This is a genomic window from Kitasatospora sp. NBC_00458 (genome assembly GCF_036013975.1).
Lineage (GTDB): Bacteria > Actinomycetota > Actinomycetes > Streptomycetales > Streptomycetaceae > Kitasatospora.
Map to the genome: position 1 here is coordinate 6,347,980 of NZ_CP107904.1, position 11,917 is coordinate 6,359,896.

Below are 11,917 nucleotides of genomic sequence, written 5' to 3' on the forward strand. Positions count from 1 at the left end.
GGGCGAGCCCGCCCCTCCGACCGAGGACCTCCGAGGACGTCGATGACGCAGCTCGTGTTGCCGGCCCTGGCGTTGATCGCGGTCGCCGCGCTCGCGGCGGCCGCCGTCCTGGCGCGCTCCCGCGCCCGGGCCCTGGCCCGGGCGGCCACCGCCGAATCCTCGGTGGCCCGGGCGGAGGAACGCGCCCGCGCCGCCGAGTCGCGGGCCGGTCTCGGCGAGGACCGGGCCCGTGAGGCCCGGGCCGAAGCCCGGAGGTCGGCCGAGGAGGTCCGGCAGGCCGCGGACCGGGCGCTGGCCGCCGAGGACCGGGCACACGAGGCCGAGCGCGCCGCCGCGGAGGCCACCCGCCGGGCCGTCGAGGCCGAACGGGCGACCGCCGGGGCGGAGCGTGCCGCGGCCGACGCCGAGCGCGCCGCGACCGCGGCCGAGGGCACCGCCGCCGCGGCCGGACGCACCGCGGCGGCCGCCGGGGAACGCGCGGCCGAGGCCGAGCGAAGGACCGCCGCCCTGCTGGCCGAGGTCGGCCACCTGGCCACCGAGCGGGTGGCCGCCGCGGCCCTCCGCCTCAGCCACCCCAACGCGCCGGTCGCCGGACCGCTCGACCCCGCGGCCGCCGGTCCGGACGCCGTCCGGACGCTCCAGGCCGTCCTCGACGCGACGGCCGCCGCCGTGACCGACGAGCGCGAACGGGTCGACGCCGCCGCCCGCTCCGCGATGCGCGGGGCCACCTCCAAGATCCAGACGCTGCTCTACCAGATCCAGAGCCTGGTCCAGCAGCTCCAGCACGACAACGACGACCCCCGGCTGCTGGAGGTCGACTTCCGCAACGAGGTCGCGCTGCGCCGGATCCAGACCGTCGCCGTGCTCTGCGAGGCCTGGCCGGGGCTGGCCCGCACCGACTCGCCGCTCGCCGAGGTGGTGGTCGGCGCCCTCTCCCGGGTGCCCGGCTACGGCCGGATCAGGGTCGCCAACCACCTGCGGGAGGGCCGGCTGGCGGTGGTCGCCCGGGCCGCCGAGCCGCTCGCCATCGCCGTCGCCGAACTGCTCGCCAACGCCACCGCGTACTCGCACCCGGAGACGGACGTCCCGGTCACCGTCCAGCAGGGCGGCCGCGGTGCGCTGGTGATCGTCGACGACAGCGGCATCGGCATGGAGGAGGACCAGCTGAGCCGGGCCCGCCGGCTGCTGTCCGGTCCGCCCGAGGTCCTGCTCACCGAACTGGGCAACCCGCCGAAGACCGGCTTCGCGGTGGTGGGCAAGCTGGCCCGGCAGTACGGCTTCGCCTGCCACATCGAGCCCTCCCCGTACGGCGGCATGCGGGCCATCGTGCGGGTCCCGGCCGGGCTGCTGACCGTGCTGGACGAGGAGCAGCCGCTCTCGGTGCTCACCCCGCTGCCGCTGCGGTCCGGCGCCGGGCCCGCCCCGGTGCCCACCGTGCAGGCGGTGCCGGCGCCGCACACCCGCCGGTCCGAGGGCCGGACCGCGGCGGCCGCGCCGGAGCCGCACGCGCCGCCGGCGATCCACGTCGTGCCGCCGGTGCACCTCGTCCCGGACGACGGCAGCGGGCTGCCCAGCCGCCGCCGGCGCCAGCCGCTGGTCCAGCGCCCGGAACCGGCCGCACCGGACGAGCCGGGGGAGCGGTCGGCCGGTCCGTCGGTCCGCACGCCCGAACAGGCGGCCGAGCGCTGGCAGGCGCTCCAGCACGGCACCGGCTCCGGTCGGGCCGCCGTGGCCCTCGCCGCGGTGACGACCGCCGACGTGAGGGGGAGCGCCGACGCCCGGGGGAGCGTCGGCGGTCCCCCGAGTACCCACCCGGACGCCGACGCCCACCCGGACGCCCACCCGGACGCCGACCCGGCCGTCGACGCCGGTACGGCCACCGCGCCGGACGCGGCGGCCGGGGCCACCGGGGCCACCACGCCCCACCACCACCCGTCCCCTGCGGCGACCGGCCCCGCCGGCGCCGACCGGGCGGCCGCGCCCCGCCCCGACGCCGACCACACCGGCGCCGGACCGGCGGGCGCGTCCGGCCGCTAGAACCCCAGCCTCCTAAGGAGCCGAGTCGTGAGCAGCACGCCCAGCCCCACCGCCGCCGCAGGCACCCCCGCCGCGACCGGTGCGGCCGCGACCACCACCACCGACGAGATCGCGTGGGTCCTGGCCCCGCTGCTGGAGCTGCCGGGCGTCCTGCACGCGGTCGTCGCCACCGGCGACGGCCTGGTGGAGGCCGCCTCGGCGGGCCTCGGCCGTGCCTCCGCCGAGCGTGTCGCCGCGATGACCGCCACCGTGCACGCCGCCGCCCGCGCGTTCACCACCGCGTTCACCGATGTCGAGCAGCCGCGGCTGGCGCAGACCGTGGTCGAGTCCGAGCTGGGCTTCGCCGTCGTCGTCCCGGCCGGGGAGAACACCTCGCTCGCGGTCTTCACCACGCCCGAGGCCCAACTCGGCAACGTGGCCTACCAGATGCAGGTGCAGGTCGCAGCCCTGGGCCGCGCCCTGGCGAGCCCGGCCAGGCGGCAGGACGCGTCCGCCCGGTCATGACCGCCGTCCCCCGCAGGCGGATGGTTCCCGCCTACCTGGCCACCGGCGGCCGGGCCCGGCCCGGCACCGCCGGATTCGAACGGCTCACCGTCCTGTGCGCGGCCGGCACCGAGGCCCCGCCGGAACTGGCGGAGCTGGGCGCCGAGCACGGCCGGCTCTGGGAACTGCTCCGCCCCGGTGCGCTCACCGTCGTGGAGGCCGCGGCCCACCTGCGGCTGCCGGTCAGCGCCACCGTCTTCCTCGCGGCCGACCTGGTCGAGGCGGGCTGCCTGCGCGCCCGCGCGCCGATCCCCCGCGCCCAGCAGACCGACCGCTCCATCGTCGAGAGGCTCCTCGTTGGACTCCGCACTCTCCGGTAGCCCGGCCGCACCGGGCGTGCCGGACCGGGTGGGCTACCTGCCCGACCGGGACCAGACGCTGATGAAGCTGGTGGTGGCCGGCCCGTTCGGGGTCGGCAAGACGACGCTGATCCGCACCCTCTCGGAGATCCCGACCCTGCACACGGAGGAGGCGATGACCGAGACCGGCGCCCCGGTGGACGACGTGGCGGGCCTCCCCGGCAAGTCCACCACCACGGTCGCGGTCGACTTCGGACGGCTCACCCTGCCGGGCCAGGTGGTGCTGTACATGTTCGGCACCCCGGGCCAGCGCAGGTTCTTCCCGCTCTGGCAGGACATCGCGCGGGGGGCGGTCGGCGCGCTCGTCCTGGCCGACACCCGGCGGCTGGCGGACTCCTTCGAGATCATGGACATGGTCGAGGAGCAGGGCCTGCCGTACGCGGTGGCCGTCAACGTCTTCCCCGGCGCGCCCGTCCACCCGCCCGAGGTGCTCAGGGCCCACCTGGACCTGCACGCGGCCACCCCGCTGGTGCTCTGCGACGCCCGTGAACGCGGCTCCAGCCTGGACGCGCTGATCGCCCTCGCCGAGCACGTCCTGCACGGCCTGCCCGCGTCCCCCGACCCCGCCGAACTCGACCCGTCCGCGCTCGACCCCGCCGAGCTCGACCCGTCCGCGCTCGACCCCGCCGAGCTCGACCCGTCCGCGCTCGACCCCGCCGAGCCCGGACCCGCCGCGCTCGGCCCCGCCGCCGCCCCGGAGCAGCCGTGACCAGCCCCGACGACGTACCCGCCGCGAGCCCCGCCCCCGCCCCCGCCGCCGGTGGGGGCGCGGACGGGCCGGGCCCCCGGGCGGTCCCGCTGCACGGCCCGGCCTTCGCCGCCGACCCGCAGGCCGTCTACGAGCAGCTCCGCCGCCACGGCCAGGTCGCCCCGGTGGAGGTCTCGCCCGGCGTCGAGGCCCTGCTGGTCACCGACTACCAGGCCGCCCTCGACCTGCTGCGCGACACCGACACGTTCTCCAAGGACTCCCGGGCCTGGCAGCGGACGGTCCCGCCGGACTCCCCGCTGCTGCCGGTGCTCGGCTACCGCCCGACCGCCCTCTTCAGCGACGGCGGGACGCACGCCCGCTACCGCCGGGTGATCACCGACGGCCTGGCCCTGCTGGAACCGCACGTGCTCCAGCGCCGGGTGGCCGAGGTCGCCCACCGGCTGATCGGCGCCTTCGAGGCGACCGGCTCCGCCGACCTGATCGCCGACTACGCGCGGCGCCTGCCCGTCCACGTCGTCACCACCTGGTTCGGCGTGCCGGAGGAGCACGCCGACCGCCTGGTGGCCGGGATCGTCGGCATGATCGAGTCCACCGAGAAGGCGGTGGCCGCGTACGGGGACGTGGTCGCGGTGGTCACCGCGATGGTCGCCGAGCGGCGCGAACGGCCCCGGCACGACCTGACCTCGTGGTTCCTCACCCACCCTGCGGGGCTGGACAACGAGGAGGTGGTCCGGCAGATCACCCTGACCATGATCGCCGGGAACGAGCCGACCACCAACCTGATCGGCAACGCACTGCTCCGCCTGCTCACCGACGCCCGCTACGCCGGGTCGCTGTTCGGCGGCGCGATGACGGCGTACCAGGCGATCGACGAGGTGCTGTGGCACGAGCCGCCGCTGGCCAACCTCTCCGCGCACTACCCGCGCTACGACGTCACCTTCCACGGCCGGGAGATCGCGGCCGGCTCCCTCGTCCTGGTCTCCTACGCGGCCGCCAACTCCCAGGCCGCCCCGCCCACCGACGGGGGCGAGCTGCGCAGCGGCGAGTCCGCGCACCTGGCGTGGGCCGCCGGCCCGCACGCCTGCCCGGCCCGGGACCCGGCGCTGCTGATCGCCATCACCGCGATCGAGCAGCTCACCAGCCGCCTCAGCGAGCTGGAGCTCGCCACCCCCGCCGGGGCCCTCCGCTGGCGCCCCGGCCCGTTCCACCGCGCGCTGGTGGAGCTGCCGGTCCGCTTCGCCCCGGTCGCCGCGCCGACCGGAGCCTGAGCGCGGACCCCGGCCCCTGACCCCGAGAACGGACCCCGCAGCACGGGGGCCCGGGAACCGAACCGGTTCCCGGGCCCCGCCGCACGCGGCGCCGGACCGGCTACTCCGCCGGCTTCAGCGTCAGCGAGACGCTGTTGATGCAGTACCGCTGGTCGGTCGGCGTGCCTTGCCGGGAACGCTTCGGACGGGGTGGGGTCAGAGAGCCTGAAAGGCGATCCGGAGATCTGTCATAAACGCCTGCCATGAGGGGAGTTGGCTGACCGGCCCGAACGCGTCCAGGCGCTCCAGGAGCTGGTGGCGGTGCTGGGGAAATCGTCTCCGAAAGTTGTCGAGCCGCCGCCCTGTACTTCCGTTCGCGGTGGCCAGACTTTCGCGGAGCAGCTTCTTGGGGTCCGGCACACGCTCGGCGGCGATGCCTTTGGGGAGGGCGAGCCGGGCCTTCCCGTTCGGATTCTCCGCGACCTGGCGGATGGAATGCTCGTCGAGGAGTAGCCACGCCTCAAGCGCACGGACCGGGACCGCAGCAATGTGCAAGTGCCCCGGCCAAGTGGTGCCAACTGCCTGTGCGACCTCGCTGCGGCGCTCCTGCGGTCCGATGCGGTCGGCGTCGCGGTGGATGATGACGAGGTCGTAGTCGGAGTCTTCCAAGGCGCGGATGGCTCGCAACTTCGCTGGTACCGAGTGCAGTTCGGATACCGGCAGGCGACCGAAGTCCGGCGCTGTCACGATGGCTCGGAGCCCTTCCCGGGCCGCGGCTGCCTCGATGTGGGGGACGAGCCCGTTGTCGCTGGCTCCCTCGCCGGTGAACAGAACGCGAAGGGTCACGCCATGCTCCAGTCGAGTGTCGTCTGCGCCCCGGGAGGAGTGGTCAGGTACGGCAGGATGTCGGCCTTGGTGACGTAGTCCCGATCACCTTCGGAAGCGCGCCAGGTGCCGCGGAGCGGGCGGAGCTGGAGACTGCGGGCCAGGGTTCCGTCATCGAGTCTCCGAAGTACGGAGTCGGCGAACAAGAGGTGATTCCGGTCCACCAATTGGACTACGCCAGGGGAATGAGTGTTGATGAGTACCTGTCGAAACGGATTGTCGCCTCCCGGAGTGGCCGTAGGATCGACTGCCAGGTCCTGGACCAGCTCGACCATGGGCACGAGGTTGGCCGGATGAATCCCGTTCTCCGGCTCTTCCATGCACACCATTCCGCGGACGCTGGTGTCCTCCAGCAGCACACAGAGCGCGAGAAAACGAAGAGTCCCCTCGGAGAGGCTGCGGGCCGGGAGGAACATCCCATCGGCCTCCCGGACCTTGACGGTCAGGAGCTGGCGCACTTCGTCCTGATCGACGGCGAGGTCGCGGATCTGTACGCCGGTCAGGTCGGACAGTCTGCCGGCAACACGGGCGTACACCTGCTCCGGGTCGAGTTCGGCGGATTCGGCCGCTGTATGCGCGATTCGGTACAAGGCCGCCGGAAGATGCGAGCCGTCCGCCTCCATGATCTGGGGATCAACGAATCGGTCTGCACTGCGGAGGGCTGAAGGCTCCAAGGCGAGTCGGCGCCAGGACTCCATCTCCCGCCTCGCCGCCAGGATGGTGGGATCGTCGCTGGACGTGATGGTGGAGACGACGGTTGCCGGAGCCCGGGACGCGGCTGCGGGCTTCGGTTGGCCTCGGCTGCCGCCGTCCTGGTGGATCTTGACGATCGGTTCACCGTTGGCCGCGTCGGTGTCGGTGGAGATGTACGGAGCGCCGCTGCGGTGGCCGAGGATCACCTCGTTGCGGAACCGCGCCGCACTGTGCGGGAAGCGGATGTGCTCCTTGGCTGTGCCCTTGGTGATGTGGCGCAGGTCCTCGCGAAGAAGGGTCAGACGGCCGAACCGGTCCAGCCCGGACGGCTCCTGGTAGCCGATCTCCAGCTCGTACCGCAGGAAGGTGGTCGTAGGCCTCGCGACCCTGCCGAAATCATCCTCGATCGTGGCAGGGACGATCATTTCCACTGCGAAGCTCATCCTGTGCCGACCCGGGAGGTAGCCCTTCCAGAAGAGGTCACGTGGGTCGCCGTGCCTCTCGCCGTGTACCCCGCGGACCTCCTGAGCGGCTTCCATCATCGACTTGTCCGCAAGCAGGGAGAGGAACTGGATCGCGTCGAAGACGTTCGACTTCCCGGTCCCGTTCTCACCTGCGATGCAGGTGAAGGGGCCGAAGTCGACCCCGAGGCCAAGGAGGTTCTTGAATCCGTGGACCTCTAGGCGGGTGAGCATCAGGACCCTTCCGGCCGACGGGGCGGTTCCACTTCACCGTGACTGGCTCAGTGCCGGGCCAGCCTATCCAGTTCTCGGACAGCGTCCCGCGGATGGTGGCGCGACTGCGTGCGGGCGGGTGCCATCTCGATGGCACCCGCCCGCCCTGTTGCTCCTCGGACCGGCTACTCCGCCGGCTTCAGCGTCAGCGAGACGCTGTTGATGCAGTACCGCTGGTCCGTCGGCGTGCCGTAGCCCTCGCCCTCGAAGACGTGCCCGAGGTGCCCGCCGCAGCGGGCGCAGCGGACCTCGACCCGGCGCATGCCGAGCGTGGTGTCCTCGATGTACTGGACGCGGTCCCCGGCGAGCGGCGCGTAGTAGGACGGCCAGCCGCAGTGGCTGTCGAACTTGGTCTCCGAGCTGAACAGCTCGGCGCCGCAGGCCCGGCAGCCGTAGACGCCGACCGTCTTGGTGTCGGTGTACTCGCCGGTGAACGGGCGCTCGGTGCCCGCCTCGCGGAGGACGTGGTACTCCTCCGGGGAGAGCTCGGCGCGCCACTCGGCGTCGGTCTTCTCGATCTCGTAGCTCATCACGGCTCCAGGTCGTGGGACTCAGACGTTGGTGGCGACGTTCGCGAGGTGCTCCAGGCCCCTACCCAATTCTGCCAGGACGGCCTCACCGAGGTTGGTGACGTCGCCCGCACCCATGGTGAGCAGCAGGTCGCCCGGGCGGGCCAGGCCGGCCAGCAGGGCGGGGGCCGCGGCGAAGTCGTGCTCGGCGGTGACCTCGGCACCGGCCTTGCGGGCGGCCTCGATGATCAGCTCGCTGGTGACGCCGGGGATCGGGTCCTCGCGGGCCGGGTAGATGTCGAGCACGACGGAGGCGTCGGCCAGGGCGAGCGCGGCGCCCATCTCCTCGGCGAGCTGCTGGGTGCGGCTGAACAGGTGCGGCTGGAAGACCACCAGGACGCGCCCGTCGGCGGCCTCCCGGATCGCCTCCAGGTCGGCGGTCATCTCGGTCGGGTGGTGCGCGTAGGAGTCGATCACCTGGACCCCGCCGGCCTCGCCCTTGAGCTGCAGGCGGCGGCGCACGCCGGTGTAGGCGGCGATGGCCTTGGCCAGGTCGGTGGCGGGGACGCCGAGCGCGACGCCCGCGGCCAGCGCGGCCACCGCGTTGTGCGCGTAGTGCCGGCCGGGCACCGAGACGGTGAAGGTGAGCTCGGCGCCGTCGAGCAGGACGGTGACCTCGCTGGTCATGCCGTGCGCGACCACGGAGAGGACGCGCAGGTCGGCGTCCTCGGCGGCGCCGACGGTGACCACCCGCAGGTCCTCGCGGCCGGCGACCCGGGCGGTCAGCTCGCGGGCGCCCCCGTGGTCGGCGGAGACGACCAGGGTGCCGCCGGGGGCGATCCGGCCGACGAAGGTCTCGAAGGACTCGTGGATCTCGTCGATCGAGGCGTAGTTGGCGTGGTGGTCGAGCTCCACGTTGAGCACGATCGCCACCTCGGGCGCGTACTTGTGGAAGCTGCGGTCGCTCTCGTCGGCCTCGGCGACGAAGATCTCGCCGGTGCCGTGGTGGGCGTTGGAGCCGGGGGCGTCGAGGTCGCCGCCGATCGCGTAGGACGGGTCGAGGCCCAGCTCGCCGAGGGCGACGGCGAGCATGCTGGTGGTGGTGGTCTTGCCGTGGGTGCCGGCCACGGCGAGCGCCCGCCGCCCGCCCATCAGTGCGGCCAGCGCGTCGGAGCGGTGCACCACCGGGATGCCGCGCTCGCGGGCGGTGGCCAGCTCCGGGTTGTCGGCGCGGATCGCGCTGGAGACCACGATGCTGCTGGCGCCGTCCGGCACGTGCTCGGCGGCGTGGCCGATGTGCACGCTGGCGCCGAGGGCGCGCAGCGCGAGGACCGTCTCGGACTCCTTGGAGTCGCTGCCGGAGACACTGGCACCGCGCACCGCGAGGATCTTCGCCAGGCCGGACATCCCGGCGCCGCCGATGCCGATGAAGTGCGGGGCGTGCAGGTCGTGCGCGGCGTCGTTCAAGGCGGGGCTCCGTACGGGCGATGGGCCCCTCCTGCCCGGCGGTGGGCGAGGAGGGAGGGACAGGGGGCAGGGCGGGCGGCAAAGCCGAATCGCCCTCGCGGACCGGACCGCAAGGACGATTCTGCACCACCGGGAGCCCTCGGCACCGTTTGCCCGAGGGCGGGCGGGGAGGGCGTCAGGAGTCGCTGGCGAACAGCCGCAGCACCGGGACGCCCACCTTGTGCCGGGCCTGGGAGGCCCAGTCGCGGTGGAAGAACTCCTCCACGAAGTGCGGCGAGGTGAGCACCACCACCTCGTCGGCCTGGTGCTCCCCGACCACGGCCCGCAGCCGGTCCAGGGGCTTCTCCTCGACCAGTTCGCCGACCGCTTCGGCACCGGCCTGCCGCAGGTGGCGCAGGCTGTGCTCCAGCGACTCGGTGGCCACCGTCGGCCCGCTCTCGGACTCGTCGTGCTCGTGCACCACCTTGTCGAGGTGGCCGAGGGCGACGTCGTCCAGCGCCCGCAGCAGCTCGTCCTGCTTGCCGCGCGGCTGCATGAGGACGACGAAGGACACCTTCTCGTCGCTGTGGAGCGTGGTGACCAGCTCCACATCGGCGTCGGAGAGTGCCTTTTCGATCATCAGTACCGTCTTGAACACGTGAGTCCCTTCCAGTCGCCGGCCCCCGGGCTCCGGCATCGGATCCCATACTGCCCCGGCGGAAGCTTTCCGCACCTCGCTCACCCGGCACACGGGCCACGCGGAGGGAACGTCCCAAGTGGGAGCGGGATCACTGTCCGGGGGTCACGGGGTCGGCGGACGCAGGTAACGGGTGAAGAGGAATCCTTTCTGCTCGATCAATGAGACCAGTCTCATCCGCTGCACGTCAGGCATTTCCGCATCGTGGATGATCCGCGGCGCGTCGCCGGCCGTGATCATCGGGGCCAGGGACAGGCACAGCTCGTCGAGCAGGCCGGCGGCGGCCAACTGTCCCAGCAGCCGCGGTCCGCCCTCGCTCAGCATCCTCGTCCAGCCCCGGTCGGCCAGCGCCGCGACCGCCGCCGACAGGTCCACCGACCCCCGGCCCACCGCGATCACGTCGGCCACCCGGGCCACCGCCGCCCGGCTCTCGGCGGGGGCGTCCTCGGTGGTGATCACGACCGTCCGCACCAGCGGCTCGGTGAACAGCGGCGCCGCCAGGTCGAGCCCCAGCGAGCGGCTGACCACCGCGATGGCAGGCGCCGGCGCCTGCCCGGCCGCCCGCCGCGCCGCCGCGAACTCGGCGCGGGCCCGGCCCGGCCGGTACCCCTCGGCGCGGACCGTCTCGGCGCCCACCAGCACCACGTCCGACAGCGCCCGCAGCACACCGAAGATCCGCTTGTCGGCCGAACCGGAGAGCCCCTCCGAGAGCCCGTCCAGCCGGGCCCCGCCGTCCAGGCCGGCCACCATGTTGGCGCGCAGCCACGGCCGGCCGTGATTCACCTGGTCGGGGTACGCGTAGACGGCGGCGAGCGACTCCAGCGAGGCCGGGTCGGCGAACGGCCCGGCCAGCGGGCTGATCAACTGTTGCATGCCGCCAGTCTTCCACCGGCGCGCGCCGGCGGCCGGGGCCCGCCCCGTGCGCGGCCGGGCGTACCCTGTACTACCGTGCCAACAGCCTCACACCCCGAAGCCGTGATCGCCCCCGAGCCGATAGCCGCCACCGGCGGGGCCCCCGGACCGTCCGCGCTCACCGACCGGCGTCCCGTCGTCCCCGCCGAGCGGCTGGTCGCCGAGATGGTCCCGCCGCCGCGCTTCTCCGACGTGAGCTTCGGGACGTACATCCCGGACCCGACGCAGCCCAGCCAGTACGAGGCCGTCCAGGTCCTGGAGCAGTTCGCCGGCGCGCTCAACAGCGGCGGCGGGTCCGCCCCGAAGCGCAGCTGGTTCCGCCGCAGCGCCCCCGCGCCCACCGGCCCGGCCGGCGTCTACCTGGACGGCGGCTACGGCGTCGGCAAGACCCACCTGCTCGCCTCGCTCTGGCACGCCGCGCCCGGCCCCAAGGCCTTCGGGACCTTCGTCGAACTGACCAACCTGGTCGGCGCGCTCGGCTTCCAGCAGGCCGTGACCACGCTCTCCGGGCACCGCCTGCTCTGCATCGACGAGTTCGAGCTCGACGACCCGGGCGACACCGTCCTGGTCTCCACCCTGCTCGGCCGCCTGGTCGACAACGGCGTGCGGCTCTGCGCCACCTCGAACACCCTGCCCGAGAAGCTCGGCGAGGGCCGCTTCGCCGCCGCCGACTTCCTCCGCGAGATCCAGGGCCTGTCCGCGCACTTCCGCCCGATGCGGATCGACGGCCAGGACTACCGCCACCGGGGCCTGCCGGCCGCCCCGCCGCCGTACACCGACGCGCAGGTGGACGCCGCCGCGCACCGCACCCCCGGTGCCTCGCTGGACGACTTCGACGCCCTGCTCGGCCACCTCTCGGCCGTCCACCCCAGCCGCTACGGCGCGCTGCTGGACGACGTCACGGCGGTCTGCCTGCGCGGCGTCCGGCAGGTCGACGACCAGTCCACCGCGCTGCGCCTGGTCGTCCTCGCGGACCGGATGTACGACCGCGAGCTGCCGGTCACCGCGTCCGGGGTCCCCTTCGACCAGGTGTTCCCGGAGGAGATGCTGCGCGGCGGCTACCGCAAGAAGTACCTGCGGGCCGTCTCCCGCCTGGTCGCGCTCGCCCGCGACAGCGCCGCGTAGCGGACGGCGCCGTGTAGCGGA

At 73.9% G+C, this 11,917-nt stretch carries 12 protein-coding genes; 6 read left to right on the forward strand and 6 right to left on the reverse strand.

The annotated features are described in order from the left end of the window. Positions 1-42: 42 nt before the first annotated feature. The 5 genes from OG550_RS26515 (at position 43) to OG550_RS26535 (ending at position 4,916) form a co-directional block, all read left to right on the forward strand. On the forward strand, positions 43-2,037 hold the full coding sequence (locus OG550_RS26515) for an ATP-binding protein (protein WP_327681628.1): 1,995 nt from the start codon (positions 43-45) through the stop codon (positions 2,035-2,037). Between the two features lie 108 nt (positions 2,038-2,145). Continuing rightward, positions 2,146-2,541, forward strand: a complete 396-nt coding sequence (locus tag OG550_RS26520) for a roadblock/LC7 domain-containing protein (protein WP_327684150.1) — start codon at positions 2,146-2,148, stop codon at positions 2,539-2,541. After that, a complete protein-coding gene (locus tag OG550_RS26525) occupies positions 2,538-2,900 on the forward strand; it encodes a DUF742 domain-containing protein (RefSeq protein ID WP_327681630.1) in 363 nt (120 codons plus the stop codon). Before OG550_RS26520 ends, OG550_RS26525 begins: the two co-directional genes overlap by 4 nt. Before the next feature lie 61 nt (positions 2,901-2,961). Next, positions 2,962-3,648, forward strand: a complete 687-nt coding sequence (locus tag OG550_RS26530) for a GTP-binding protein (protein ID WP_327684151.1) — start codon at positions 2,962-2,964, stop codon at positions 3,646-3,648. Positions 3,649-3,737: 89 nt separating this feature from the next. Continuing rightward, a complete protein-coding gene (locus OG550_RS26535) occupies positions 3,738-4,916 on the forward strand; it encodes a cytochrome P450 (RefSeq protein ID WP_327684153.1) in 1,179 nt (392 codons plus the stop codon). A 195-nt stretch (positions 4,917-5,111) separates the two neighbouring features. On the opposite strand, the gene OG550_RS26540 is transcribed toward OG550_RS26535, so the two are convergent. From OG550_RS26540 to OG550_RS26565, 6 genes are all read right to left on the reverse strand, one after another. Further along, the gene (locus tag OG550_RS26540) at positions 5,112-5,741 is read right to left on the reverse strand and encodes a hypothetical protein (RefSeq protein WP_327681632.1); all 630 of its coding nucleotides are present in this window, start codon (positions 5,739-5,741) and stop codon (positions 5,112-5,114) included. Continuing rightward, positions 5,738-7,168: an AAA family ATPase gene (locus tag OG550_RS26545; protein WP_327681634.1), complete on the reverse strand. Its 1,431-nt coding sequence runs from the start codon at positions 7,166-7,168 to the stop codon at positions 5,738-5,740. The genes OG550_RS26540 and OG550_RS26545 overlap by 4 nt, the downstream gene beginning before the upstream one ends. Positions 7,169-7,332: 164 nt before the next feature. Then, positions 7,333-7,737 (reverse strand): peptide-methionine (R)-S-oxide reductase MsrB, encoded by a 405-nt coding sequence (msrB, locus tag OG550_RS26550; RefSeq protein ID WP_327681636.1) that lies wholly within the window; start codon positions 7,735-7,737, stop codon positions 7,333-7,335. 21 nt (positions 7,738-7,758) lie between these two features. Then, positions 7,759-9,183, reverse strand: coding sequence for a UDP-N-acetylmuramate--L-alanine ligase (gene murC / locus OG550_RS26555; protein ID WP_442906078.1), 1,425 nt, complete (start codon positions 9,181-9,183; stop codon positions 7,759-7,761). A 175-nt stretch (positions 9,184-9,358) separates the two neighbouring features. After that, on the reverse strand, positions 9,359-9,820 hold the full coding sequence (locus tag OG550_RS26560) for an indole-3-glycerol phosphate synthase (RefSeq protein WP_327681638.1): 462 nt from the start codon (positions 9,818-9,820) through the stop codon (positions 9,359-9,361). Between the two features lie 144 nt (positions 9,821-9,964). After that, positions 9,965-10,732, reverse strand: a complete 768-nt coding sequence (locus OG550_RS26565) for a pyrimidine reductase family protein (protein ID WP_327681640.1) — start codon at positions 10,730-10,732, stop codon at positions 9,965-9,967. A 102-nt stretch (positions 10,733-10,834) separates the two neighbouring features. On the opposite strand from OG550_RS26565, the gene zapE reads away from it, so the two are divergent. Beyond that, positions 10,835-11,896 (forward strand): cell division protein ZapE, encoded by a 1,062-nt coding sequence (gene zapE, locus OG550_RS26570; protein WP_442906177.1) that lies wholly within the window; start codon positions 10,835-10,837, stop codon positions 11,894-11,896. Positions 11,897-11,917 lie beyond the last annotated feature (21 nt).

Excerpts from the sequence above, each read along its gene's own strand:
- OG550_RS26545 (WP_327681634.1), bottom strand. The coding sequence starts at position 7,168 with ATGCTCACCCGCCTAGAGGTCCACGGATTCAAGAACCTCCTTGGCCTC.
- OG550_RS26525 (WP_327681630.1), top strand. The coding sequence starts at position 2,538 with ATGACCGCCGTCCCCCGCAGGCGGATGGTTCCCGCCTACCTGGCCACC.
- OG550_RS26515 (WP_327681628.1), top strand. The coding sequence starts at position 43 with ATGACGCAGCTCGTGTTGCCGGCCCTGGCGTTGATCGCGGTCGCCGCG.
- OG550_RS26530 (WP_327684151.1), top strand. The coding sequence starts at position 2,962 with ATGAAGCTGGTGGTGGCCGGCCCGTTCGGGGTCGGCAAGACGACGCTG.
- OG550_RS26565 (WP_327681640.1), bottom strand. The coding sequence starts at position 10,732 with ATGCAACAGTTGATCAGCCCGCTGGCCGGGCCGTTCGCCGACCCGGCC.
- msrB (WP_327681636.1), bottom strand. The coding sequence starts at position 7,737 with ATGAGCTACGAGATCGAGAAGACCGACGCCGAGTGGCGCGCCGAGCTC.